This is a genomic window from Dactylosporangium sp. NPDC006015 (genome assembly GCF_040614215.1).
In the GTDB taxonomy this organism is placed as follows: domain Bacteria; phylum Actinomycetota; class Actinomycetes; order Mycobacteriales; family Micromonosporaceae; genus Dactylosporangium; species Dactylosporangium maewongense.
Genome location: NZ_JBEXUD010000001.1, coordinates 490,152 through 512,808, shown reverse-complemented (window position 1 = coordinate 512,808; position 22,657 = coordinate 490,152). Strand labels below are relative to the sequence as shown.

The window sequence follows — 22,657 nt, the reverse complement described above, 5'->3', positions numbered from 1 at the left end:
CGGCGGTAGCCTCTGTTCGTGTTGGAGAAGGTTCGGAAGCTGCTCGCCAAGGCCGAGGATCCCGCGTGCACGCGGGAAGAGGCCGAGGCGCTGACCGCCAAGGCCGCCGAGCTCATCGGCAAGTACGGCATCGATCAGGCACTGCTCGCCGCCACCGACGGCCTGCGCCCGCAGACCGTCGGCAACCGGCTGGTCGAGCTGCACCCGCCGTATCTGCGCGAGAAGGCCCATCTCCTGCACGTGGTCGCCACCTCCCTGCGCTGCCGCTCGGTCCGCCTGCAGCACCGCACCCGCGACGGCCTGCGCATCTCCATGCACCTGTTCGGCTTCGAGTCCGACGTCGCCGGCGTCGAGCTGCTGTTCGCGTCCCTGCTCGTCCAGGCGGCCCGCGGCGTCCTCACCGAGCCCGTCCCGCCCGGCGAGCAGGTCGCCGCCTGGCGCCGCTCCTGGCTCATCGGCTTCGGCTCGGCGGTCGCCCACCGCTTCGCCGAGGCCGACGAGCGCAGCCGCGCCGCCACCCCCGACCAGCCGGGCATGGCCCTCGTCCTGGCCGACCGCGGCCGCGCCGTCGACGTGGCGGTCGACGAGCAGTATCCGGACCTGCGCACCGCCCGCCCCCGCCGCTTGACGGGCGGCGGCTTCGACGCGGGCAGCGCCGCCGGCCACCGCGCCGACCTCGGCAACCCCCGCGTTCCCACCGCCGCCCGCCAGCCCTTACCAGGCTGACCGCCCCACCCGGGACTCACCCGGGATCTCACCCCCACCGCCTGACCCGGCTCCGGCGTTCCCGCTCGGCGTGCTCGGCGTGCTCGGCGTGCTTGGGGTGCTCGGCGTGCTTGGGGTGCTGGCTGGGCGTGCTGGCTGGGCTCCTGGCCGCCAGCTGGGCGACTGGATCATGCAATGCCGGTGCCCGCACCTGAAGGCGGACTTGACCCGCTCCTGACCGCTCCCCGGCTGTCGCGGGGGTCGGCGGCGGCGTTCCCGTGTTCCGGTCGCTGTCTGTGGGTGTTCGCCTGACTTGCCCCGCGCCGGTCTGGGCTTGTCCACGGGTTGGCCGTCGCGGGTGGCAAGGAGGGGTCGTCTGCGCTGGGCCGTTGGCTGCGGTGGTGTGTTCGGCTGCCTGCGGGGTCGTCGGTGGAGACCTTCCCGTGTTCTGGCTGGTGTCCGTCGGTGTTGCCTGATTCGTCCCGCACCAGCCTGGGCCTGCCCACGGGGCTGAACGCCGCGGACGCCGAGGGGGGTTCGTCTGTGCGGCACCGTTGGCTGCGGTGTTGTCGTCGGCTGGTCGCAGAGCTGCCGGTGGCGGCAACCCCTGTGTCCCAGCTGGTGGCTGCCAGTCGCTCGCCTGGTTGGTCGCGTCAGCTTGGGCTTGTCCCGGGAGCGTCCGAGTCGGGGTATCCGTCGTGGCACGGCTGCTGGCTGCTCTCGGGTTCGCGGACTCCGGTCCGACCGCCGGGGGCGTCGTCGTTGGCTGGCCGGGCTGATCCTGGCTGGGGTCCGCGGTCATCGGGGAAGCGGCGTTGCTGCGCTGGTCTCGGCCGGGCGGCGGCGACCAAGCTATTCCCGGTCGGCTCGGAGTCCCGCTTCCGCAGCGGTGTCGAGGTGGCTCGTCTCGTGATCCCCGGATGGTTGTGGTGGTTCTGGCTGCCGGAATCGCTTGGGAGCAGGGGAGTCAGCGGGTGGGGGTGTTGAGCTGGTTGTGGGCGAAGGCATGGGGGTCGGTGTCGGGGTCGCGGTCGAGTTGTTCGTCGACGGGGACCCACTGGTCCTCGACGACGGGTTCGGGGACGCCGACGCGCAGGGCCTCCAGCTGGGCGCCGAAGGCGATCCCCAGGAACAGGGCGATCCCCGTCAGGTTCGCCCACAGGAGGAGGGCCATGATGCCGGTGAGGGCGCCGTAGGTGGCGCCGAAGGCGTCGCTGCTGCTGACGTAGAACGCCAGGAGGGCGCTGATGAGCCACCAGAAGGCGGTGGAGAGGGCGGCGCCGAAGAGGAGCCAGGAGAAGGCGGGCTGGCGGCGGCGCGGGGCGAAGCGGAAGATGGCGGCGACCGCGGTGACGACGAGGGCGACGCTGAAGGGCCAGCGCAGGAACTGCCAGACGGCGTCGACGGGGGCGCCCCAGGAGGGGTAGTGGGCGCGGACGGAGCGGCCGAGGTCGCCGCCGGCCACCAGCATGAGGAAGCCGGCCAGGGCGGGGATGCCGGCGCCGGCGGCGAGCAGGACCGCGCGGCCGTACTTGAGGTGGGCGGGGCGGTCGCGTTCGACGCCGTAGATGCGGTTGGCGCCGCGCTCGATCTGGGCCATGGCGGTGGTGAGGGCGACCATCCCGGTGAGCAGACCGGCGGTGAGGGCGAACTCGCCGATGTCCTCGGCGCGCTCGGAGTCGGCGAGCAGGTCGTGGACGAGCTGGTCGCTGGCGCCGGGGGTGAGGGCGAGGACGGTGTCCGCGACGACCTCGCCGCCCTCGGCGACGCCGAGCTTGCTGACAAGACCGGTGAGGGCGATCAGGAACGGCACGATCGCGAGGCAGAGCTGCAGCCCGAGGGCGCGCGCGTGGCTGAAGCCGTCGCCGTACCGGAAGCGCAGGAAGGCGTCGCGCAGCAGGCACCAGCCGCCGTGTCGCCGCAGCGTGTGCCAGGCGTCGTCGGCGGAGAGGTCGTCGCGGGACATCAGGCGCGTTTCGGGGACCTGCCGGGTGCTGCTCACGCGGGTTGATTTCCCGTCGCGGCGGAACCGAAAACTTGCCTATGATCGATGGGTACGGCGATGAGGCGGACGCATCCGCGCCTGACGAACGCATGGTGGTGCTACCGCTGAGCCGTTGCATCGAGGTCACGGCGGCATGCCGTGGCGAAGGTGTGGTGGCACCGCGACCGGCCCCATCGCCCACACCTCCGGGGAGCGGAGTCTCTCGGGAGGTGTCATGCATCGCATCCTGTCCAGCCAGCTTCCTCAGTACATCGGCGAAACGGTGAACGTCGCTGGCTGGGTCCATCGGCGGCGGCTGCTCGCCAAGGTCGCGTTCGTGGTCCTGCGCGACCGCGAAGGCCTGCTGCAGATCGTGTGCAAGGAGTCGGCGGTGCCGGCGGAGGAGCAGGTCGTCGCGGTGACGGGGCGGGTCGTCGCCAACGAGGCGGCGCCCGGCGGGGTGGAGCTGGTCGAGCCGGTGTTCACCGTGCTGGGGGAGGCCGAGCCGCCGCCCGTGGAGCTGTTCCGGCCGGAGCTCAACGCGTCGCTGCCGATGCTGCTGGACCACGCCGCCGTGACGTTGCGGCACCCGCAGCGCAAGAAGGTGTTCGCGGCGTCGGCGAAGGCGGTCGGCGCGTTCCGCCGGGCGCTGGACGAGCGGGGCTTCACCGAGGTGTTCACGCCGAAGATCGTCGGCAGCGCCACGGAGAGCGGCGCCAACGTGTTCGAGATCGACTACTTCGGCGCGAAGGCGTACCTGGCGCAGTCGCCGCAGTTCTACAAGCAGACCATGGTCGGTGTCTTCGAGCGGGTGTACGAGGTCGGCCCCGTCTTCCGGGCGGAGCCGCACGACACGTCCCGCCATCTGGCGACGTACACGTCCCTCGACGCCGAGCTGGGGTTCATCGAGAACCACCGCGACGTCATGGCCGTGCTCACCGAGGTGATCCGGGCGATGGTCGGCGCCGTGGAGGAGTTCGGGTTCCAGGCGGCGGTGCCGGCGCAGATCCCGGTGCTGCACTTCCAGGAGGCGCTCAAGATCGCGGGGGCACCGGAGGACGAGCCCGACCTCGCCCCGGAGCACGAGCGCGCGCTGGGGGAGTGGGCCGCGCGGGAGCACGGTTCGGACTTCCTCTACGTGGAGGGCTACCCGATGCGCAAGCGGCCCTTCTACACCCACCCCCAGCCGGGTGAGCCGCGCTGGTCCAACTCCTTCGACCTGCTGTTCCGGGGCCTTGAGCTGGTCACGGGCGGTCAGCGGCTGCACCGGCACGAGGACTACCTGGCGGCCCTGAACCACGACACGGGGTCGCTGGAGACGTACCTCGAGGCGTTCCGTCACGGCATGCCGCCGCACGGCGGGTTCGCGATCGGGCTGGAGCGGTTCATGGCCCGTCTGACCGGCGCTTCGAACGTCCGCGAGACCACGCTCTTCCCGCGTGACCTGCACCGAGTGGCTCCGTAATTCGATTGCTCGGTGGCAAGTGATGATCTATAATTGGTACATGTGTACTAACGGGGACGGCATCTGGGATTCACCGCGATGACGGTCGGTCGCGGGGGCGCACCACTGTGTGCCCCCGCGGCATCGGCACCCGGTCGGCCACCTCGACACGTGCACGCCTGAGACAATGGACGGGTGATCCCCCGCGAGATCGTCCTGCTGGGCTCGACCGGCTCGATCGGCACCCAAGCGATCGACATCGTCCGTCGTAATCCCGACAAGTTCCGAGTGGTCGCGATCGGCGCCGGCGGTGGCAACGTCCGCCTGCTCGCCGAGCAGGCGCTGGAGCTCGGCGTCGACGCGGTCGGCGTGGCGAAGGCCACCGCCGCGCAGGACCTGCAGCTCGCGTTCTACACCGAGGCCGCCCGCCGCGGCTGGGCGACCGGCGACTTCCGGCTGCCGAAGATCCTTGCCGGCCCCGACGCGATGACCGAGCTGGCGCATTGGCCGTGCGACATGGTCCTCAACGGGGTCGTCGGCTCGCTGGGCCTGGCCCCGACGCTCGCCGCCCTGCGCGCCGGGCGCATCCTGGCCCTGGCCAACAAGGAGTCCCTGGTCGCCGGTGGTCCGCTCGTACGAGCCGCCGCCCGGCCGGGCCAGATCGTCCCGGTCGACTCGGAGCACTCGGCCCTCGCACAGGGGCTGCGGGGCGGCGCGGCCAAGGAGGTCCGGCGCCTGATCCTGACCGCGTCGGGCGGTGCGTTCCGCGGCCGGACCCGCGAGCAGCTCGTCGGGGTCACCCCGCAGGAGGCGCTCGCCCACCCGACCTGGGACATGGGCCCGGTCGTCACGATCAACAGCGCCACGCTCGTCAACAAGGGCCTCGAGGTGATCGAGACGCACGAGCTGTTCGGGGTGCCGTACCGCGACATCCACGTCATGGTCCACCCGCAGTCGGTGATCCACTCGCTGGTCGAGTTCCACGACGGTTCGACGCTCGCCCAGTGCAGCCCGCCCGACATGCGCCTGCCGATCGCGCTCGCCCTCGGCTGGCCCGACCGGGTCGCCGACGCCGCGCCGGGCGTGGACTGGACCAAGGCCCATACGTGGGAGCTGCGCCCGCTCGACGAGGAGGCGTTCCCCGCGGTCGCCCTCGCCAAGGCGGCCGGGGAGGCGGGCCGGTGCCGGCCGGCGATCTACAACGCCGCCAACGAGGAATGTGTTGCCGCGTTCACAGCGGGTGAGCTTCCATTCCTCGGAATTGTGGAGACTTTGGAGCAGACCCTTACGGACGCACCGGACTTTGCCGAACCAGGTACCGTCGATGACGTGCTCGCCGCCGAATCCTGGGCGCGGGCCTATGCGCGCGAGCGGATCGCGGGCGGGGAAGGGGCCTGATGGCGTTCACGGTGGGGATCGTCCTCTTCGCGGTGGGGATCCTGTTCGCGGTGTGTCTGCACGAAGCGGGGCACATGCTGACCGCCAAATGGTTCGGCATGCGGGTGACCAAGTACTTCGCCGGGTTCGGCCCGACGATCTGGTCGTTCAAGCGCGGCGAGACCGAGTACGGCATCAAGGCGCTGCCGTTCGGCGGCTTCGTGAAGATCGTCGGGATGACCCCCCAGGAGGACGACGTCGACCCGGTGACCGGCGTCGCCGGCGCTGACGACCCGCGGGCCATGTGGCGCTTCCCGGTGTGGAAGCGGACCATCGTGATGAGCGCGGGCTCGATCACCCACTTCGCGATCACCCTCATCACGCTGTGGGTGCTCTTCTCGTTCGTCGGCATCCCCGACCCGGAGACCAAGCAGGACTCCTGGCCGGTCCGCGTCGGCCCGGTCGCCGAGTGCATCAGCACCAAGTGGGAGTACGACCCCGCCACCAAGGCGCCCAAGGCCTGCGACCTGGCCAAGGGGGACCCGAAGAGCCCGGCGGCGCAGCTCGGCCTGCAGTCCGGCGACCTGATCACGTCCATCGACGGCGTCGCGACCCCGAGCTCCAGCGTGCTGCGCGAGGAGCTCAAGAAGGCCACCAACAAGAGCGTCGCGGTGACGTGGACCCGCGACGGCAAGACGCTCAGCGGCACCGCCGCCATCCCCGAGGCACAGCGGATCAAGGCCGACGTCGTCAAGCCCGCCGACAAGATCACCGCCGACGACCTGGAGCAGGGCGGCCTGCTGGGCATCAGCATCGCCCCGCGGACCTCGGACATCCCGCACGTCTCGTACGGTCCGGTCGAGGGCGTCGACAAGACGTTCACCATCACCTGGTCGCTGATCGACCGCACGTTCGCCTCGTTCAAGGACATCCCGGAGAAGGTGCCCAACCTGTTCAAGGCGATCTTCGGCGAGAAGCGCGACCCGGAGACCCCGGTCAGCGTCGTCGGCGCCAGCCGGATCGGCGGCGAGCTGTTCGAGCTCGGCGACTGGGCCTCGCTGCTGCTGCTCTTCGCCAGCCTGAACCTGTTCTTCGGCATCTTCAACCTGTTCCCGCTGCTGCCGATGGACGGCGGTCACATCGCGATCGCCTGGTTCGAGCGCGTGCGGTCCTGGTTCGCGGCCAAGCTGGGCAAACCCGACCCAGGTCGGGTGGACTACTACAAGCTGGCGCCCATCACGCTGGGCGTGATAGGCATCCTCGGCGTCTTCGTCCTGCTGACGGTGACCGCCGACTTCGTGAACCCGATCAGCCTCAAGTAGACGATCACAAGACCTGAAACAGGTGGCGCATTCCATGACCGCTGTCAGCCTCGGCCTGCCGGCCGTCCCCCCGCCGGCGCTCGCACCGCGCCGCAAGTCACGCCAGATCATGGTCGGCTCCGTGCCGGTCGGTGGCGGCGCGCCGGTGTCCGTGCAGTCCATGGCGACCACGCTCACCGCCGACGTCAACAGCACGCTCCAGCAGATCGCCGAGCTCACCGCCTCGGGCTGCCAGATCGTGCGGGTCGCCGTGCCCAGCCAGGACGACGTCGAGGCGCTGCCGGCGATCGCGAAGAAGTCGCAGATCCCGGTCATCGCCGACATCCACTTCCAGCCGAAGTACGTGTTCGCGGCGATCGACGCCGGCTGTGCGGCCGTCCGGGTCAACCCGGGCAACATCCGCCAGTTCGACGACAAGGTCAAGGAGATCGCGAAGGCGGCCTCCGACGCGGGCATCCCGATCCGCATCGGCGTCAACGCCGGCTCCCTCGACAAGCGCCTGCTGGAGAAGTACGGCAAGGCGACCGCCGAGGCGCTGGTCGAGTCGGCGCTGTGGGAGTGCTCGTTGTTCGAGGAGCACGGCTTCCGCGACATCAAGATCTCGGTCAAGCACAACGACCCCGTCGTGATGATCCGCGCGTACCGGCAGCTCGCCGAGCAGTGCGACTACCCGCTGCACCTGGGCGTCACCGAGGCCGGCCCGGCGTTCCAGGGCACGATCAAGTCGTCCGTCGCGTTCGGCGCGCTGCTCGCCGAGGGCATCGGCGACACGATCCGCGTCTCCCTGTCGGCGCCGCCGGTCGAGGAGATCAAGGTCGGCAACGCGATCCTCGAGGCGCTCGGCCTACGCGAGCGCGGCCTGGAGATCGTCTCGTGCCCGTCCTGCGGCCGCGCCCAGGTCGACGTCTACACCCTGGCGGAGCAGGTCACCGCCGCGCTTGACGGGTTCCCGGCGCCGCTGCGGGTCGCGGTCATGGGCTGCGTCGTCAACGGTCCGGGTGAGGCGCGCGAGGCGGACCTCGGCGTCGCGTCCGGCAACGGCAAGGGGCAGATCTTCGTCCAGGGCAAGGTCATCAAGACGGTGCCCGAGTCGCAGATCGTGGAGACCCTGGTCGAGGAGGCGCTGCGCCTCGCCGAGGAGATGGGCGTCGATCTGCCCGAGGAGCTGCGCGGCCTCGGACCCTCGGTCACGGTCCACTAGTGCCTGACACGGGGACGGCGGCGGCGGGTATGTGCGGCTGTCCCCGGGTGGATCTGGCAGGCTTGTACGCATGCTAACGGTGGCGGCGAGGCTCCTCGGCGACGCCGAGCGCGGCGCGGTCGAGCGGCTGCTCGACGGCGACCCGTTCGGCGGCGCCCAGGTCGCCGAGCGGATCTCGATGGCCGGGCTCGCGTGGTGGCGACAGGACGCCCGGATCTTCGGTTACGGTTCGCGCCGCCACCTGGAGTCGCTGTGCTGGCTCGGCGCCAACCTGATCCCCGTCAACGCCTCGGCGCCGGCCGTCGCGGCGTTCGCGGACATGGTCGCGGGTGAGCCGCGCGGCTGTTCGTCGATCGTCGGGTCCGCCGACGCGGTCCTCGGCCTGTGGAGCCGGCTGGCACCCTCGTGGGGGCCGGCGCGTGACGTACGGCCGAACCAGCCGCTGATGGCGACCTCGTCGCCGGCGCCGGTGCCCGCCGACCCCGGGGTGCGCCTCGTCCGGCCCGACGAGATCGACCTGCTCTTCCCGGCGGCGGTCGCGATGTACACCGAGGAGGTCGGCGTCTCACCGACCGCCGACGGCGGCGAGCGCTCCTACCGGGAGCGGGTCGGCGAGCTCGTCCGGGCCCGCCGGGCCTACGCGCGGGTGATCAACGGCAAGGTCGTGTTCAAGGCCGAGCTGGCGGTGGTCACCAAGCACACCGCGCAGATCCAGGGCGTCTGGACCGCGCCGGAGTGGCGCGGCCGGGGGCTGGCCCGGGGCGGGATCGCCGCGATCGTGCGCGACGCCCTGCGGCGGGTGGCGCCATCGGTAAGCCTGTATGTCAACGACTACAACACCCCTGCCCGCGCGGTGTACGAACGGTGCGGGTTCCAGCAGGTGGGCACCTTCGCGACCGTACTGTTCTAAACCGCCATTTCCCCGCAAACTGCCCCCGCGTGCAGGATGATCAAGAGGCCACCCGGCTGAACAAGGGAAGCTTCGCATGGGCCACATCATCCGGCAGCTGACGCCCAACACCACGCGTTACTACTGGTACCCGGGGGACAAGAAGGAGTGGCTGCGCGCCCTCGTCGCCTGCGGGGCCGGCGGGGCGGTGTTCGGGCTGACGGTCCTGCTGACCAGGAGCGTCGTCGCCGCGACGGTGCTCGGCGTCTCCACGAGCGTCGGGTGTGCCTGCTTCAACCTCGGCCGCCGCGACACCAGGGCGCTCGACGGCCTGGACACCGCCACGATCACCCGCCGCGAGGCGGTCGCCGCCTCGGGCCGGGGCGCCTGGCGCGGCATGGTCGAGGGGGTCGCGGTCGCGCTCGCCGTGCTGCTCGTCGCATACCTGCCGGCCCGTGGCCTCCTGGCCGACTGGCTGCTGCCGCTGGTGCCGGCGCTCGCCGCGGGGATCGCCCGCCAGGGCGGCCTGCTCAGCGCCCGCCTCACCCACGAGTCGGCGAAGGCCTCGACCCTGGGCCCCGGCTTCCGCAACCAGATCGCCCAGGCCGCCCGCCACTGACGGCGAGTCAGCCCGCGTACGCGGGGCGCTGGCGCAGCGAGCACAGCACCCACGCGCTGTGCGAGCCCGCCTCGGCGGTGTAGAAGATCACCTTCTGGCCGGCGTCGGCGAGGTCGAGGACCTCGCAGTCGAAGACCAGCTCGCCGTGGACAGGGTGCTCGAAGCGCTTCGTCGTGACGCGGCGGACGCACACCTGGTGCTCGTCCCAGCGGCGGGTGAAGTCCGGGCTGGTCGAGCGGAGGCGTGCGATCAGCGACTGGATGCCGGGGTCGCCGGGGTACCGGACGGACGCCGCCCGTAGGTCCGCCACGCACTCGTCGGCGAACCGGGACGCTTCCTGCGACGTCAGGCCGGTCGGGCCGGTGAACAGGTTCCAGATCATGTTGCGTGAGCCTGTCGCGGTGGGGTCGCCCATCAGCGCGACGGCCATCGGGTTCCAGGCGAGGAGGTCGTACTTCGCGTCGATCACGAACGCGGGAGTGTCGTCGAGGCGGTCCAGCAGGTGCAGGATGCCCGGCGACACGTGCGGCGACGGCCCCGCGGGGAGGGCGGGCTGCTCGCCGGCGACCTGGAAGAGGTAGGTGCGCTCATCGTCGTGGAGGCGCAGCGCCCGGGCGAGCGCGCCCAGCACCTGCCGGGACGGGCGGGGGCCGCGGGCCTGCTCCAGGCGGGCGTAGTAGTCGACCGAGATGCCCGCGAGCCGGGCCACCTCCTCGCGGCGCAGGCCGGGGGTGCGCCGGCGGGCGCCGCCGTCGATGCCGACGTCGGCCGGGAGGACCTTCGCCCGACGGCTGCGGAGAAACGCGGCGAGCTGTTCCCGGTCCATGCGCTCCATGCTGCCGGACCGCGCGGCGGCAGGCCAGGCGCCAACCAGGGACCGCCGATCCGATGTTCGGCACGGCTCTGCCGCGATCGCCGCCCGGCGGGCAGCGTGGCGGGCATGGACGAACCACGCGTCGCCCTCGTCACGGGCGCGAACAAAGGCATCGGATTCGAGATCGCGAAGCTGCTCGGCACCAGGCACGGCATGAAGGTCCTGGTCGGCGCGCGGGACGCGGTGCGCGGCAAGGAGGCGGCCGCGGCGCTCGGCCCGTTCGCGACGGCGATCACCCTGGACGTGACCGACGAGGACAGCGCCGGCCGGCTGGCGGCCCTGGAGCGGCTCGACGTGCTGGTCAACAACGCCGGCGTGCTGCTGGAGCGGGGCGCGCCGCCCAGCGGGACCCCGGTCGACCTGCTGCGGAACACGTTCGCGACGAACGTGTTCGGCGTCGTCGCGGTCACCAACGCGGCGCTGCCCGCGCTGCGGCGCTCCGACGCGGGGCGGATCGTGAACCTCAGCAGCGGGCTGGGGTCCCTCGCGTTCACCACGGAGCCGTCGCACGTGTACGCGCAGAACCCGCTCCTGGCGTACAACGCGTCCAAGAGCGCGCTGAACGCGGTCACCGTCTCCTACGCCAACGAGCTGCGCGCGACGGCGATCAAGGTCAACGCCGCCGACCCCGGCTACTGCGCGACCGACATGAACGGCCACGCCGGCCCGCGGACCCCGGCGCAGGGTGCGATCGCGGCGGTCCGCCTGGCCACCCTCCCGGCGGACGGCCCGACCGGGGGCTTCTACGACGAGGACGGTCCGGTGCCCTGGTAATCAGGCACCGTGATCAGGCACCGTGATCAGGCCCCGTGGGACGGGAAGCGGGCGAGGAACGCCGCGGCGGCGGCCGAGCGGGGGCCGGTGCGGCGCCACGCGAGGCCGAGCCGGCCGCTCAGCGCGGGGCGCGTGATCCGCAGCGCGTGCAGCCCGTCGAAGCCGCGGGCGATCGACGCCGGCAGGATCGCCACGCCCAACCCGCGCGCGGCCAGCCGGGCCACCACCTGCGGCGTTCCCGCCTCGAACGCCACCCGCGGTGCGAACCCGGCGGCCGCGCACGCCGACTCGAGGATGCCGCGGATGCCGGTGCCGCCGGGGAGGCAGACGAGGGGCCGGTCCCGCAGGTCCGCGATCCGCACCGCCGACCGCCGGGCCCAGGCGTGACCGGTGGCGACCGCGGCGTCGATCGCCTCGTCGGTGAGCATGCGCACGCCGAGGTCGGGCGGCGGGGTGTCGTACGCGATGACCGCCGCGTCCAGACGCCCGGAGAGCAGCCCTTCGACGAGCCGGTCGGTGGTGTCCTCGGTGAGGGTGATCTCGACCCCCGGGTGCGCGGCGTGAAAGTCCGCGAGCACCCCGGGCAGGTCGACGTCGTGCGAGGTCACGGTGCCGATCGCGAGCCGGCCGCGGGCCAGCCCGGCGAGCTCCGCGGCGGTCTGCCGGGCGCCCTCGACGGCCGCGAGGGCCGCGAGGGCCGCGAGGGCCGCGAGGGCGTAGGGCAGGACCGCCGCGCCGGCCGCGGTCAGCCGGACCTCCCGGCCGGACCGGTCCAGCAGCTCCTGCCCCAGCTCCCGCTCCAGCTTCCTGACCTGCGCGCTCACCCCCGGCTGCGCCACCCGCAGCCGGGCCGCCGCGCGGGTGAAGCTCGCCTCCTCGGCGACGGTCACCAGGTACACCAGCTGATGCAGCTCCATAAGCACCGATGCTAGAAGTCAGCAGGAACAGGTCTTGGAGTTATACGTCGAACGGGCGCACGGTGGAGGCATGACTGCGACAGCGAAGACACCCGAGGACCTGACCCGACTCTTCGTCGAGCGTGCCAACGCCGGCGACGCGGAGGGGCTCGCCGCGCTGTACGAGCCGGACGCCGTCCTGGCCTACCCGCCGGGCGAGACCACCGTCGGTCGCGACGCCATCCGGAAGGTCTGCGAGGCGATGATCGGGCACGTGCCGCACTTCGCGCTGGAGCCGCTCACGCCGACCGTCCTCAACGGCGACCTGGCACTGACCGGGACCCGGTCCGCCGATGGCAAGGGCGGCCGCGTCCAGGTCGTGCGCCGCCAGCCCGACGGCTCCTGGCTGCGCGTCATCGACAGGCCCGAGCAGCCCTGACCGCACCCGCACCCGCGTCCGCACCCGCACCGGCGTCCGCGAAGCAGGATCAGGCGCGCACCCGGAGCATCTTCGGGTCGTAGAGGGGCTCGGCGCGCACGACGGCGGGGGACCAGCGGTCGAAGACGGAGATCTCGACGGGGGTGCCGATCGGCGTCGCTGCCGGCAGGTACGCGTAGGCGATCGACGCCCCGACCCGGTAGCCGAACCCGCCGGACGTGACCCGTCCGCACGGCACGCCGTCGACGCGGACCGGCTCGCCGCCGAGGCAGACGGTGGCGGGGTCGTCCAGCACGAGGCAGCGCAGCACCCGGTCGGGGGCGTCGGGAAGGGCGTCCCGGCCGATGAAGTCCTTCGACCGCGCGACGAACGGGCCGAGGCCGGCGGAGATCGGGTCGGTGTCGGTGGTGAGGTCGGCGCCCCAGACGCGGTACCCCTTCTCCAGGCGCATCGAGTCGATCGCCCGGTAGCCGCCCGGCCGCAGCCCGAGCGGGGCGCCGGCCTCCATCAGCAGGTCCCACAGCGTCAGCGTGTACTCGGCCGGCGCGTACAGCTCCCAGCCGAGCTCGCCGACGAAGGTGACCCGCTGGGCGAGGACCGGCACCGGGCCGACCGTCAGCCGTGCGGCACGCATGAACGGGAAGTCCGCGTTGGCCAGCGACGCGTCGGTGAGCGGCTGGAGGATGTCGCGGGCCGCCGGCCCCCACAGGCACAGGCAGCCGTGCGCCGACGTGACGTCGTCCACCAGCACGTCCGGACCCGCGAACCGGCGGATCCAGGCCGCGTCCCGCACCCCGCTCGCAGTGCTGGTGACGATCCGGAAGTGTGCCTCGCCGAGTCGCGTCACGGTCAGGTCCGCCTCGACCCCTCCGCGGGCGTTGAGCATCGAGGTGTACGTGAGCCCGCCCGCCGGACGGTCGACGTCGTTGGCGCACAGCCGCTGCAGCAGCCGCAGCGCGCCCGGGCCGCGCACGTCGAGCTTCGCGAACGACGACTGGTCGAACAGCCCGGCGGCGGTGGCGGTCGCGGCGACCTCGGCGGCGATCGCCGGCGACCAGTGTCGCCCGGCCCATCCGCGCGGCGCGGTGACGCCGGGCACGGCGAGCGCCGCGTTGACGCCGAACCAGTTCGCCCGCTCCCACCCGGCCTTCTCGCCGAGCGCGGCGTCGAGCGGGGCCAGGCGCGGCCACACGGGGGAGCGCCGCAGCGGGCGGCCGGCGGTCCACTCCTGCCCGGGGTACACCACGTCGTAGTAGCGAGAGTAGCCGTCGAGCGCCTTCGCCGCCGCCCAGGTGCGGCTCGCCGCGTGGGCGCCGAAGCGGCGGACGTCCATCGTGGACACGTCCCACTCCGGGGCGCCGCCGACGATCCACTCGGAGATCACCTTGCCGACGCCGCCGGCCGCGGCGAGCCCGTGCACGCAGAACCCGGCGGCGACCCAGAAGCCGGCGACCGAGGTCTCGCCGAGCAGGAACTCCCCGTCCGGGGTGAACGCCTCCGGCCCGTGCACGATCCGGTCCATGCCGACCGTGCGCAGCGCCGGGACGCGGTGCCGCGCGTTGCCCCACGACTCGGCGAACGTGTCCAGGTCGGGCTCGAACAGGGTCCGCGCCGCCGACAGCGGGTCGGGGTCGTCCCACAGCGCCGGCTGCCGCACGTAGCCGCCGACGAGCAGGCCGCCGACCGGCGCGGGGGCGCCGCGGAAGTACACGATCCGGTCGGGGTCCCGGACCGTAGGGATGTCCACTGTGGAGCCGGCGCCGTCCAGCGCGCCGGTGACGACGTACTGGTGCTTGATCGGCACGATCGGGATGTCGACGCCGGCGAGCCGCCCGACGTGCCCCGCGGCGGCGCCGGCGGCGTTGACGACGACCTCGGTGGCGATCCGGCCGGCGCTCGTCGTGACCGCGGCGACCCGGCCGGAGACCGTCTCGACGCCGGTGACGCGGACCCCGGTGACGATCCGGACGCCGAGCGCGGTCGCGCCCGCGGCGAGCGCGGCGGCCAGCTGCGCGGGCTCCAGCCAGCCGTCGCCGGGCAGCCAGCCGGCCGCGAGGACGTCGCCGACGTCGAGTAGCGGCAGCCGCTCCTTCGCCTGCGCGGCGGTCAGCAGGTCGAGCTCCAGGCCGTACGTGGTCGCCGAGCTGACCTGCCGGCGCAGCTCCTCGACGCGCGAAGGGGTGGTCGCCAGGCGCAGCCCGCCGACGCCCCGCCAGCCGGGGTCCAGCCCGGTGAGGGTGCGCAGCTCGGCGTACAGGCCGGACGAATACATGATCATCCGGGTCTGGCTGATCGTGGAGCGCAGCTGCCCCACGAAGCCGGCCGAATGCCAGGTCGTGCCGTCGGTGAGCTCGTGCTGTTCGAGCAGCACGACGTCGGTCCAGCCGAGTCGCGCCAGGTGATACGCCACGCTGCAACCGGCGACGCCGCCGCCGACGACCACCGCGCGGGCGGCTGCTGGAAGGTCCGACATTGCATGATTGTGATCCCGCGTGCCGGGCTTGTAAAAGGTCTGAAGCGATACCGGTAAACGCGAAGATCCCTCTTGACGACCGGCCGTGGCAGGCGTTAACTGTGCCCCACTATGACGTCGGTCACTACAGTCCCCGGGGTGTAAAAGGTCTGTAACCGGCGTGGACCGCGCGGCGAAGGGGCCGGGTGCCATGACTGCGGTGCCGTCCATCGCGGACCTGCTGGAGCGGGTCCCGTCGTGGGTGGGCCGCGCGGTCGAATGGCAGCGGCTGCAGGGCGGGCTGTCCCATCACATCTACCGGGTCGACGTCGACCGGGTGCCCTACGTGCTGCGGGTGCTGGAGCCCGCGGTGTCCGCCGCCGGCCTCGGCGTCCCGCCGGAGCAGGAGATCGCCAACACCGTGCTCGCGGCGCGGACCGTCGGTGCGCAGGTCTACGAGGTCCTGCCGGACGTCCCGGCGGTCGTCATCGAGTACCTCCCGGGCCGGACCCTCGGCGCCGCCGACGTGCGCCGCCCCGAGATCGTCCCGTCCATCGCGACCGCCTGCCGCCGGCTGCACGCCGGCCCGGCGTTCGGCAACGAATTCGACATCTTCGCCAAGCGGGCCGAGCTGCTCGGCGTCTGTGCGCGGCACGACCTGCCGCTGCCGGACGGCTACCTGGACCGCTCGTCCACAGTGGATGCCCTGGAAAGGGCACTGGCGGCGCGGCCGCTGCCGCGCGTGCCGTGCCACAACGACCTGCTCGCCGAGAACTTCATCGCCACCGGCGACGGTGTGCGGATCATCGACTACCAGCTGTCCGGCAACAACGACCCCGCATTCGAGCTCGGCGACATCGCCGCGGAGGCCGACTACGACCCGGATCTGGTCGGCCTGCTGGCGGGGGAGTACTTCGCCGAAGCCGACGAGGCCCTCCGCGCGAGGGTTCGGCTGTATCAAGTCGCGTCCAACGTCACCTGGACGCTGTGGTTCACCGTCCACCATGGACTGTTCAAGTCCGCCGCGTTCGACTACGCGGCGGAGGCGGCCGAGAAGTGGGGCCAGGCCAAGGATGCCTTGGACGACGACCCCGGCCTCGGCAGGCTCCTGGCGGCGGCCAACGGAAGGAACCCCCACCCCTAAAAACCGAGGAGGTGCCCATGGCATCACCGACCGTCGACGCAGACGAACAGCGGCTCGCCGAGCTGGGCTACAAGCAGGAGCTGCGCCGCAAGTGGAGCGGCTTCTCCAACTTCGCCATCTCGTTCTCCATCATCTCGATCCTTGCGGGCTGCTTCACCACGTTCGGCCAGGCGTGGATGAACGGCGGCCCGGTCGCCATCTCCTGGGGCTGGCCGCTCATCTCGATCTTCATCCTGATCATCGGCTTCTGCATGTCGGAGCTGGTGTCGGCGTACCCGACGGCCGGCGGCATCTACTGGTGGGCCGCCAAGATGGGCAAGCCGATCCACGGCTGGTTCACCGGCTGGCTCAACCTGATCGGGCTGATCGCCGTGACCGCGTCGGTCGACTACGGCTGCGCGACGTTCCTGAGCCTGGTGCTCGACGCGTACACCTCGTGGGACAGCGGCAACCTGTACCTGACGTTCCTGCTGTTCGTGGTGATCCTCGTGCTGCACGCGGCGATCAACATCTTCGGGCACAACGTCATCGACGTGCTGCAGAACGTCTCGGTGTGGTGGCACGTGTTCGGTGCCGCCGCGGTCGTGCTGATCCTGGTGATCGTGCCGGAGAAGCACCAGAGCCTGCAGTTCGTCTTCACCGAGCGCTTCAACCACTCCGGCTACTCCGACGGGCTGTACTGGTTCCTGGTGCTGCCGTTCGGCTTCCTGCTCACCCAGTACACGATCACCGGCTTCGACGCGTGCGCGCACGTGTCGGAGGAGACGAAGGGCGCGTCCACGGCCGCCGCGAAGGGCCTGTGGCAGTCCATCTTCTACTCGGCGATCGGCGGCTGGATCCTGCTGCTGTCGTTCCTGTTCGCGGCGACCGACGTCGACGCGATCACCGAGGCCGCCGGCTTCTCCGGCGCGATCTTCGAGACGTCGCTGAGCTCCGGCTTCTTCAAGGCGGTCATCCTCATCTCCACCATCGGGCAGTTCTTCTGCGGCATGAGCTGCGTGACGAGCATGTCCCGGATGACCTATGCGTTCAGTCGTGACCGGGCCGTGCCGGGCTGGCAGCTGTGGTCCAAGGTGGACCGCAACGGCACCCCGGTGAACGCGATCCTGGGTGCTACCGCGGCCGGGCTCGTGCTCACCCTGCCCGCGCTGTACAAGAGCCCGACGGGCGCGCCCACCGCCTTCTACGCGGTGGTCTCGGTCGCGGTCATCGGCCTGTACCTGGCCTTCCTGATCCCGATCTACCTGCGCCTGCGGATGGGCGACAGGTTCGTGCCCGGCCCGTGGACGCTCGGCTCGAAGTACAAGGTGCTGGGCTGGATCGCGGTCACCGAGATCGCCGTCATCTCGGTCTACTTCGTGCTGCCGCTGTCGCCAGCCGCGATCCCCGGCAACAAGGACTTCTCCTGGCTCAACGTCAACTACGCGCCGCTGGCGATCCTGCTGGTCATCGGCGGCGCCGCGCTGTGGTGGACGCTGTCGGCGAAGCACTGGTTCAAGGGCCCGATCCGCACGATCGACGAGGCGATCGCGGAGGACACCGCGGCGTCCGTCGACTAGGGAATGATGTGGTCCGGGCGGCGCGCGAACGCCGTCCGGACCCATCGAGGCGAGGAGGGCGGATGCCGGTGGCCACTGAGCCCCTGTCGGGTGTGCCGATGTGGCGTCCGGTCCGGGGCGGCAACGCCTTCGAGATCACCGTGGCACGCCTGGCCCAGGCGATCCGGCTGGGTCTCGTGCCGGTCGGCGAGCGGCTCCCGCCGGAGCGCGAGCTGGCGGAGCGCCTGCAGGTGAGCCGGGTGACGCTGCGCGAGGCGATCGCCGCCCTGCGGGAGGCCGGCTTCCTCGAGTCGCGGCGCGGGCGCTCCGGCGGCACGTTCGTGGTGCGCGCCACCGGCGACTCGCACCCCGACGCCGCCGAGCAGGACGCCGCCGCCCTCGCCCGCGAGATGGGCGACGCGCTGCACGACGCGCTGGACTTCCGGCGGGTCCTGGAGCCGGGCGCGGCCGCGCTCGCCGCGACGAGGTCGCTGTCCGCCGCGGACCGGGCGCACCTGGTCGCCTGCCTGGCCGCGGCCCGCACCCGCGACCCGCGGACCCGGCGGGTCAACGACTCCCGGCTGCACCTCGCGATCGCCTCGGCGAGCGGCTCCACGTCGGTGGCCGCCTCCATCGCCGACGTGCAGCTGCGCCTGGACCGGCTGCTCGCCGCGATCCCGGTGCTGCGCCGCAACCTTGACCACTCCGACGCCCAGCACGAGCGGGTCGTCGAGGCGATCCTCGGCGGCGACCCGGTCGTCGCCCGCACCGAGATGGAAGAGCACTGCGACGCGACCGCCGCCCTGTTGCGCGGTCTGCTCGGTTGAGTTTATGGTTTGTTTCTAGACCTTTAGGGGATGGGCGATGCTGACGATCGAGCAGCTGCGCGTTGCGGTGAGCGAGGGTGAGATCGACACGGTCGTCGTGGCGGTCACCGACATGCAGGGCCGGTTGCAGGGCAAGCGGTTCTACGCCCAGCACTTCCTCGACGAGGTCGTCGCCCACGGCACCGAGGGCTGCAACTACCTGCTCGCGGTCGACGTCGACATGAACACCGTCGAGGGCTATGCGATGTCGTCCTGGTCCTCCGGCTACGGCGACTTCGCGATGATCCCCGACTTCGCCACCCTGCGCCGCATCCCGTGGCAGCCCGGCACCGCCCTGGTCCTCGCCGACCTGCGCTGGCTGGACGGCGAGTCGCCGGTCGCCGCCTCGCCCCGGCAGATCCTGCGCGCGCAGCTGGCCGGGCTCGCCGACGCCGGCCTCACCGCCTACACCGGCACGGAGCTGGAGTTCATCGCCTACCGGGACAGCTACGAGGAGGCGTACGCCAAGGGGTACCGCGACCTCACCCCGGCCAACGTCTTCAACGCCGACTATTCGCTGCTGCAGACCGCCCGGATCGAGCCGCTGCTGCGCCGCATCCGCAACGACATGGCGGGCGCCGGCCTGGTCCCGGAGAGCGCCAAGGGCGAGTGCAACCTCGGCCAGCACGAGATCGCGTTCCGCTACGACGAGGCGCTGCGCAACGCCGACGGGCACGTGCTCTACAAGAACGGCGCCAAGGAGATCGCGGCCCAGGAGGGCGTGTCGATCACCTTCATGGCCAAGCCCAACGCGCGTGAGGGCAACTCCTGCCACATCCACTTCTCCCTGAGAAGAGACGGGCAGCGGGTCGACGAACCGACCTTCCACCACGCCATGGCCGGCCTGCTGGCGACCATGCGCGAGTTCACCCTCATGTACGCGCCGAACATCAACTCCTACAAGCGCTACCAGGCGGGCTCGTTCGCGCCGACCGCGGTGCGCTGGGGCAACGACAACCGCACCTGCGCGCTGCGCGTCGTCGGCCACGGCCCGTCGCTGCGGGTCGAGAACCGGGTGCCCGGCGCCGACGTCAACCCCTACCTGGCGATCGCCGCGATGGCCGCCGGCGCGCTGCACGGCATCCGCAACGAGCTGCCCCTCGAGGACATCTACACCGGCAACGCGTACCAGGACGACACCGCGCCCCGGGTGCCCGCGACGCTGCGCGAGGCGCTCACCCTGTGGGAGGGCAGCGACCTGGCCCGCGCGGCATTCGGTGAGGACGTCGTCGCCCATTACGCCAACAACGCCCGGGTCGAGCTGGCAGCGTTTGACGCGGCGGTCACCGACTGGGAACTCCAGCGCGGCTTCGAAAGGCTCTGAACACGCATGCATGACGTCATTTCGCCGGTGACCGAGGAAGTGGTCGCCACGGTGCCATCCCTGGGCGTCGAGGAGACCGACGCCGCGATCGAGAAGGCCCACCAGGCGTTCCAGGCATGGCGGGCCGTGGCGCCGGGCGACCGGGCCCGGCTGCTGCGCCGCTTCGCCGCGCTCGTCGACGAGCACAACGAGGAGCTCGCGCAGCTGGAGGTCCGCAACTCCGGGCACACCATCGGCAACGCCCGCTGGGAGGCCGGCAACGTCCGGGACGTGCTCAACTACTACGCCGGGGCGCCCGAGCGGCTGAGCGGGCGGCAGATCCCGGTCGCCGGCGGCATGGACGTCACGTTCTACGAGCCCCTGGGCGTCGTCGGGGTCATCGTGCCGTGGAACTTCCCGATGCCGATCGCCGGCTGGGGCTTCGCCCCCGCGCTCGCCGCCGGCAACACCGTCGTGCTCAAGCCCGCCGAGCTCACCCCGCTGACCGCCCTTCGCCTGGGCGAGCTGGCCCTGGCGGCCGGCCTGCCCGAGGGCGTGTTCACGGTGCTGCCGGGCAAGGGCTCGGTCGTCGGGGAGCGGTTCGTCACCCACCCGCTCGTGCGCAAGGTCTGCTTCACCGGCTCCACCGAGGTCGGCAAGCGCATCATGGCCGGCTGCGCGCAGCAGGTGAAGCGGGTGACCCTGGAGCTGGGCGGCAAGAGCGCCAACATCGTCTTCGCCGACGCGGACCTCGCGAAGGCGGCCGCCGGTGCGCCGGGCGCGGTCTTCGACAACGCGGGCCAGGACTGCTGCGCCCGGTCCCGCCTGCTCGTCCAGGCCAGCGTGTACGACGAGTTCATGGGCCTGCTGGAGCAGTCGGTGACGGCATTCCGGTGCGAGGACCCCGCCCTGGAGACCGCGCAGATGGGGCCGCTGATCTCCGCGGGGCAGCTGGCATCGGTGCGGTCCTATGTGGACAACGCGCTGATCACGGGCACCGCGCCCGGCGGACCCGGTTACTGGATGGCGCCGACCGTGCTCGCCGCGGAGTCGACGCAGGACCGGCACTGGCGCGAGGAGATCTTCGGCCCGGTCCTGTCGGTGCTGCGCTTCGACGACGAGGCCGACGCGATCCGTCTCGCCAACGACACCGAGTATGGCCTGTCCGGCTCCATCTGGACCGGCGACCTGGGCCGCGGGATCCGCGTCGCCCGTGGCGTCGAGGCCGGCAACCTCAGCGTCAACTCCAACTCCTCGGTGCGGTACTGGACGCCGTTCGGCGGCGTGAAGCAGTCCGGCCTCGGCCGTGAGCTCGGCCCGGACGCGGTCGCCGCGTTCAGCGAAGTCAAGAACGTCTTCTTCAGCACGGAGGTCTAAGTGCAGGCTCGTCTCCAGGACCGGGTCGCGGTCATCACCGGCGCCGGCAGCGGCATCGGGCTCGCCACGGCGCGCCGGTTCGCGTCCGAGGGCGCCAAGGTCGTCGTCGTAGACCTCAACCCCGACGCCGGCAAGGCCGCCGCCGAGGAGGTGGGCGGCGAGTTCGTCGCCGCCGACGTCTCCGACGAGGAGCAGGTCAGGGCGCTCTTCGACGGCGTCGCCGAGCGGCACGGGCGGCTCGACATCGCCTTCAACAACGCCGGCATCTCCCCGCCGGACGACGACTCGATCCTCGACACCGGCCTCGAGGCGTGGGAGCGGGTGCTGAAGGTCAACACCACCAGCGTCTACTTCTGCTGCAAGTACGCCATCCCGCACATGCGCGCCCAGGGCAAGGGCTCGATCATCAACACCGCGAGCTTCGTCGCGCTGCTCGGCGCCGCCACCTCGCAGATCGCCTACACCGCGAGCAAGGGCGCGGTGCTGTCGATGACCCGCGAGCTCGGCGTGCAGTTCGCCCGCGAAGGCATCCGGGTGAACGCGCTGTGCCCCGGCCCGATCGCCACCCCGCTGCTCATGGAGCTCTTCGCCAAGGACCCGGAGCGGGCCGCCCGGCGCCTCGTGCACGTGCCGATGGGCCGCTTCGGCGCCCCGGAGGAGATCGCCGGCGCGGTCGCGTTCCTCGCCAGCGACGACGCGTCGTTCATCACCGCCTCCACGTTCCTCGTCGACGGCGGCATCACCGGCGCGTACGTGACGCCGCTGTGACCGCACTGGTCGGGATCACCGCGTACGTCGAGCCGGCCCGCTGGGGCGTGTGGGACACGCGGGCGGTGCTCGTCCCCGAGGGGTACGTGCGGATGGTGCGGGCGGCCGGCGCCCGGCCGGTCATCCTGCCCCCGTCGGCGGACGACGCCGCCGACCTGGTCCGCCGCCTCGACGGCCTCGTCCTGGCCGGCGGTGCCGACATCGAGCCGGCGCACTACGGCGCGCCGGCCCACCCGTCGACGAAGACCCGCCCGGACCGCGACAGCGGCGAGCTGGCCGTGCTCGCCGCGGCGCTGGACGCCGACCTGCCGGTGCTGGGGGTCTGCCGCGGCATGGAGCTGCTCGCCGTCGCCTGCGGCGGCACGCTCACCCAGCACCTGCCCGACGTCCTGGGCAACGAGCGGCACCAGCCGAGCCCCGGCGTCTACGGGGCGCACCCGGCCCGCTTCGCGCCCGGCTCCCGGGCCGAGGCGATCTTCGGCGGGACGGCGGAGGTCAACTCCTACCACCACCAGGCCGTCGACGACGCGGGCGCGCTCACCGTCACCGGATGGGCCGACGACGACGTGATCGAGGCCGTGGAGCACCCGGAGCGCCGCTTCGTCCTCGGTGTCCAGTGGCACCCCGAGGAGGCCCTGGACGTCCGCCCGTTTGCCGCCCTCGTGCGGGCGATTCCTGGGTAGGT

Annotated in this window: 20 protein-coding genes; 16 read left to right on the top strand and 4 right to left on the bottom strand. The window is 72.0% G+C overall.

Features of this window, described 5'->3' with window-relative positions; genetic code table 11:
- Positions 1 to 18: 18 nt before the first annotated feature.
- On the top strand, positions 19 to 726 hold the full coding sequence (locus ABZ321_RS02300) for a DUF2786 domain-containing protein (RefSeq protein ID WP_344507906.1): 708 nt from the start codon (positions 19 to 21) through the stop codon (positions 724 to 726).
- Positions 727 to 1,672: 946 nt separating this feature from the next.
- Here ABZ321_RS02300 and ABZ321_RS02295 read toward each other — a convergent pair.
- A complete protein-coding gene (locus ABZ321_RS02295; protein ID WP_354888699.1) occupies positions 1,673 to 2,707 on the bottom strand; it encodes a YihY/virulence factor BrkB family protein in 1,035 nt (344 codons plus the stop codon).
- Between the two features lie 217 nt (positions 2,708 to 2,924).
- On the opposite strand from ABZ321_RS02295, the gene aspS reads away from it, so the two are divergent.
- From aspS to ABZ321_RS02265, 6 genes are all read left to right on the top strand, one after another.
- The gene (gene aspS / locus ABZ321_RS02290; protein WP_344507902.1) at positions 2,925 to 4,154 is read left to right on the top strand and encodes an aspartate--tRNA(Asn) ligase; all 1,230 of its coding nucleotides are present in this window, start codon (positions 2,925 to 2,927) and stop codon (positions 4,152 to 4,154) included.
- A gap of 189 nt (positions 4,155 to 4,343) precedes the next feature.
- Positions 4,344 to 5,531: a 1-deoxy-D-xylulose-5-phosphate reductoisomerase gene (dxr, locus tag ABZ321_RS02285; RefSeq protein ID WP_354888984.1), complete on the top strand. Its 1,188-nt coding sequence runs from the start codon at positions 4,344 to 4,346 to the stop codon at positions 5,529 to 5,531.
- Complete coding sequence (locus ABZ321_RS02280) at positions 5,531 to 6,832, top strand: site-2 protease family protein (protein ID WP_354888696.1); 1,302 nt, start codon at positions 5,531 to 5,533, stop codon at positions 6,830 to 6,832. The genes dxr and ABZ321_RS02280 overlap by 1 nt, the downstream gene beginning before the upstream one ends.
- Positions 6,833 to 6,866: 34 nt before the next feature.
- Positions 6,867 to 8,033 (top strand): flavodoxin-dependent (E)-4-hydroxy-3-methylbut-2-enyl-diphosphate synthase, encoded by a 1,167-nt coding sequence (gene ispG / locus ABZ321_RS02275; protein ID WP_344507898.1) that lies wholly within the window; start codon positions 6,867 to 6,869, stop codon positions 8,031 to 8,033.
- A gap of 70 nt (positions 8,034 to 8,103) precedes the next feature.
- Complete coding sequence (locus tag ABZ321_RS02270; protein ID WP_344507896.1) at positions 8,104 to 8,943, top strand: GNAT family N-acetyltransferase; 840 nt, start codon at positions 8,104 to 8,106, stop codon at positions 8,941 to 8,943.
- Positions 8,944 to 9,019: 76 nt separating this feature from the next.
- Positions 9,020 to 9,541 carry a hypothetical protein gene (locus ABZ321_RS02265; protein ID WP_344507895.1) on the top strand — a complete coding sequence of 174 codons (522 nt, stop codon included), beginning with the start codon at positions 9,020 to 9,022 and terminating at the stop codon, positions 9,539 to 9,541.
- A gap of 7 nt (positions 9,542 to 9,548) precedes the next feature.
- Here the strand turns inward: ABZ321_RS02265 and ABZ321_RS02260 are convergent, their stop codons facing one another.
- Positions 9,549 to 10,367 (bottom strand): helix-turn-helix transcriptional regulator, encoded by an 819-nt coding sequence (locus ABZ321_RS02260; protein ID WP_344507893.1) that lies wholly within the window; start codon positions 10,365 to 10,367, stop codon positions 9,549 to 9,551.
- Positions 10,368 to 10,481: 114 nt separating this feature from the next.
- Between ABZ321_RS02260 and ABZ321_RS02255 the strand changes: the two genes are divergently transcribed.
- Positions 10,482 to 11,189, top strand: a complete 708-nt coding sequence (locus ABZ321_RS02255; protein ID WP_354888691.1) for an SDR family oxidoreductase — start codon at positions 10,482 to 10,484, stop codon at positions 11,187 to 11,189.
- 26 nt (positions 11,190 to 11,215) lie between these two features.
- On the opposite strand, the gene ABZ321_RS02250 is transcribed toward ABZ321_RS02255, so the two are convergent.
- Positions 11,216 to 12,106 carry a LysR family transcriptional regulator gene (locus ABZ321_RS02250; protein WP_354888688.1) on the bottom strand — a complete coding sequence of 297 codons (891 nt, stop codon included), beginning with the start codon at positions 12,104 to 12,106 and terminating at the stop codon, positions 11,216 to 11,218.
- Positions 12,107 to 12,176: 70 nt separating this feature from the next.
- Here ABZ321_RS02250 and ABZ321_RS02245 point away from each other — a divergent pair, with 70 nt between their 5' ends.
- Positions 12,177 to 12,524 (top strand): nuclear transport factor 2 family protein, encoded by a 348-nt coding sequence (locus ABZ321_RS02245; RefSeq protein ID WP_354888685.1) that lies wholly within the window; start codon positions 12,177 to 12,179, stop codon positions 12,522 to 12,524.
- 49 nt (positions 12,525 to 12,573) lie between these two features.
- On the opposite strand, the gene ABZ321_RS02240 is transcribed toward ABZ321_RS02245, so the two are convergent.
- Entirely contained in the window at positions 12,574 to 14,997 is a 2,424-nt protein-coding gene (locus tag ABZ321_RS02240; protein ID WP_354888682.1) for an FAD-dependent oxidoreductase, read from the bottom strand.
- Between the two features lie 190 nt (positions 14,998 to 15,187).
- On the opposite strand from ABZ321_RS02240, the gene ABZ321_RS02235 reads away from it, so the two are divergent.
- From ABZ321_RS02235 to ABZ321_RS02205, 7 genes are all read left to right on the top strand, one after another.
- Positions 15,188 to 16,120 (top strand): phosphotransferase, encoded by a 933-nt coding sequence (locus ABZ321_RS02235; protein ID WP_354888679.1) that lies wholly within the window; start codon positions 15,188 to 15,190, stop codon positions 16,118 to 16,120.
- A gap of 17 nt (positions 16,121 to 16,137) precedes the next feature.
- Positions 16,138 to 17,679, top strand: a complete 1,542-nt coding sequence (locus ABZ321_RS02230) for an amino acid permease (protein WP_354888677.1) — start codon at positions 16,138 to 16,140, stop codon at positions 17,677 to 17,679.
- Positions 17,680 to 17,747: 68 nt separating this feature from the next.
- Positions 17,748 to 18,485 carry an FCD domain-containing protein gene (locus ABZ321_RS02225; protein ID WP_354888674.1) on the top strand — a complete coding sequence of 246 codons (738 nt, stop codon included), beginning with the start codon at positions 17,748 to 17,750 and terminating at the stop codon, positions 18,483 to 18,485.
- 37 nt (positions 18,486 to 18,522) lie between these two features.
- A complete protein-coding gene (locus ABZ321_RS02220) occupies positions 18,523 to 19,848 on the top strand; it encodes a glutamine synthetase family protein (RefSeq protein ID WP_344507877.1) in 1,326 nt (441 codons plus the stop codon).
- 6 nt (positions 19,849 to 19,854) lie between these two features.
- Positions 19,855 to 21,204: an aldehyde dehydrogenase family protein gene (locus ABZ321_RS02215; RefSeq protein ID WP_344507875.1), complete on the top strand. Its 1,350-nt coding sequence runs from the start codon at positions 19,855 to 19,857 to the stop codon at positions 21,202 to 21,204.
- Entirely contained in the window at positions 21,205 to 21,972 is a 768-nt protein-coding gene (locus ABZ321_RS02210; RefSeq protein ID WP_344507873.1) for a 3-oxoacyl-ACP reductase, read from the top strand.
- Positions 21,969 to 22,655 carry a gamma-glutamyl-gamma-aminobutyrate hydrolase family protein gene (locus tag ABZ321_RS02205; RefSeq protein ID WP_344507871.1) on the top strand — a complete coding sequence of 229 codons (687 nt, stop codon included), beginning with the start codon at positions 21,969 to 21,971 and terminating at the stop codon, positions 22,653 to 22,655. The genes ABZ321_RS02210 and ABZ321_RS02205 overlap by 4 nt, the downstream gene beginning before the upstream one ends.
- Positions 22,656 to 22,657 lie beyond the last annotated feature (2 nt).

Excerpts from the sequence above, each read along its gene's own strand:
- ABZ321_RS02235 (WP_354888679.1), top strand. The coding sequence starts at position 15,188 with ATGACTGCGGTGCCGTCCATCGCGGACCTGCTGGAGCGGGTCCCGTCG.
- ABZ321_RS02270 (WP_344507896.1), top strand. The coding sequence starts at position 8,104 with ATGCTAACGGTGGCGGCGAGGCTCCTCGGCGACGCCGAGCGCGGCGCG.
- ABZ321_RS02280 (WP_354888696.1), top strand. The coding sequence starts at position 5,531 with ATGGCGTTCACGGTGGGGATCGTCCTCTTCGCGGTGGGGATCCTGTTC.
- ABZ321_RS02215 (WP_344507875.1), top strand. The coding sequence starts at position 19,855 with ATGCATGACGTCATTTCGCCGGTGACCGAGGAAGTGGTCGCCACGGTG.
- ABZ321_RS02260 (WP_344507893.1), bottom strand. The coding sequence starts at position 10,367 with ATGGACCGGGAACAGCTCGCCGCGTTTCTCCGCAGCCGTCGGGCGAAG.
- ABZ321_RS02220 (WP_344507877.1), top strand. The coding sequence starts at position 18,523 with ATGCTGACGATCGAGCAGCTGCGCGTTGCGGTGAGCGAGGGTGAGATC.
- ABZ321_RS02250 (WP_354888688.1), bottom strand. The coding sequence starts at position 12,106 with ATGGAGCTGCATCAGCTGGTGTACCTGGTGACCGTCGCCGAGGAGGCG.
- ispG (WP_344507898.1), top strand. The coding sequence starts at position 6,867 with ATGACCGCTGTCAGCCTCGGCCTGCCGGCCGTCCCCCCGCCGGCGCTC.
- ABZ321_RS02245 (WP_354888685.1), top strand. The coding sequence starts at position 12,177 with ATGACTGCGACAGCGAAGACACCCGAGGACCTGACCCGACTCTTCGTC.
- ABZ321_RS02255 (WP_354888691.1), top strand. The coding sequence starts at position 10,482 with ATGGACGAACCACGCGTCGCCCTCGTCACGGGCGCGAACAAAGGCATC.
- ABZ321_RS02265 (WP_344507895.1), top strand. The coding sequence starts at position 9,020 with ATGGGCCACATCATCCGGCAGCTGACGCCCAACACCACGCGTTACTAC.
- ABZ321_RS02240 (WP_354888682.1), bottom strand. The coding sequence starts at position 14,997 with ATGTCGGACCTTCCAGCAGCCGCCCGCGCGGTGGTCGTCGGCGGCGGC.
- ABZ321_RS02230 (WP_354888677.1), top strand. The coding sequence starts at position 16,138 with ATGGCATCACCGACCGTCGACGCAGACGAACAGCGGCTCGCCGAGCTG.
- aspS (WP_344507902.1), top strand. The coding sequence starts at position 2,925 with ATGCATCGCATCCTGTCCAGCCAGCTTCCTCAGTACATCGGCGAAACG.